The sequence below is a fragment of the Bradyrhizobium cytisi genome (genome assembly GCF_008123515.1).
Lineage (GTDB): Bacteria > Pseudomonadota > Alphaproteobacteria > Rhizobiales > Xanthobacteraceae > Bradyrhizobium > Bradyrhizobium cytisi.
Map to the genome: position 1 here is coordinate 1 of NZ_VSSR01000099.1, position 1,394 is coordinate 1,394.

1 protein-coding gene is annotated in these 1,394 nt (G+C 60.6%); it reads right to left on the reverse strand.

The features are described from left to right. Positions 1 to 279 precede the first annotated feature (279 nt). Complete coding sequence (locus tag FXB38_RS39820) at positions 280 to 1,293, reverse strand: IS110 family RNA-guided transposase (RefSeq protein ID WP_148756354.1); 1,014 nt, start codon at positions 1,291 to 1,293, stop codon at positions 280 to 282. Between the last annotated feature and the right edge of the window lie 101 nt (positions 1,294 to 1,394).

Below are 1,394 nucleotides of genomic sequence, written 5' to 3' on the forward strand. Positions count from 1 at the left end.
TCACGGATCGCGCCAGACACCCATCGGGATCAAGCATCGGCCTGAGTGAGGCCTGCGCCCTGGCGGCATGACCGCCCCAGAAGAACGTTGGTACCGTTCCGTATCCAAGAGAGTTTCACAGAACCGTGGTTGCCGGCACGCCGGCGCCAATCTCCGGATGGCTTACGTTGCGGGCGATCCGCTGTCACTGCGGCTGGTGACGGCGATCCGGCGTCCAATTCAGTGCAGCTGGTTGTGGCCCCAGTCACCGTACGTGGCTCGCCGGATCGCCGTCGTCCGTCAGGCAAAGCAGCGCGCGACGTCGAACGGCTTGCTCTCCTTCAGGATATGATAACTGGCGCGCGCCAGCTTGTGCGCCAGCGCCTTGGTGGCGACGATGTTGTTGGTCCTGGCCTTTTTGCGTTCATGGAAACGCTTGGCCTCGGGACAAAAGCGCCTGGCGAAGTTCGCCGCCTCGACGAAAGCCCAGGCGAGATATTTGTTGCCGTTCTTGACGTTGCCTTCGCCCTTCTTCTTGCGATTGCTGGTACGGACGCTGTCGACGCAGCGCGCATAGGACGCATAGTTGCCGACGTCGGCAAACCGATCGATCGGACCGGTTTCCAGGACAATGACGGTGGCAAGCGCCTGGCCGATGCCCGGCACGCTGGTCAACAGGGCGTATTGCGGTCGGGGCTTGACGCGCTCTTGCAGGCGCTTCTCCAGAACCTCGATCTGTGATTGCAGCGTGGCGATAACGGCAACGCTGGCCTTGATTGCCAAGCCTACGTCCTCTCCTAGCGGTAGGCTGTCGACCGTATCGGCGGTCAGCCGCTTGATTTGATTGCTGGTCATCCGCCCACCGAGCTGTCTGGCCATGATGTTTTCAACCGACAGAACATGTGTCGTGCATGACTGCACCAGCTGCATGCGCTTGCGCGCCAGATCGCGCACGACGCGATGCTCCCTCGGCAGGATCGTGCCCGTCGGCAGGATGCCCAGCCGCAGCAGGTGCGCCAAGTGCTGCGCATCGGTCTCGTCGCCGCTGTGCTTCAGTCCTTCGTACTGCTTGATCGCCGCCGTGTTGGCGAGATGCACATGGAAGCCCGTATCCTGCAAACCGTCGACCAGCCAATACCAATTGTAGGTCGACTCGACCACGACGCCAGCCAATTCGTCTTGCCACCGAGCCAGAAAGCCGATGATCTTCGCGATGTCGTTGGGCAGCCGCTTCTGCGCCACAACCCGATCGCTATCGTCGATCACAGCGATAACGCTGTTGTTGGAATGCAGATCAATTCCGCTGTACATCATCTTCGCCTCCTCGTGGCCCAAAAGTGATTCGATGACTTCGAACTCACTTTAGCTCCGCCGCCTTCTTGGTCGCGAAGGCCGGCTAGATGATCTTCAGTGCA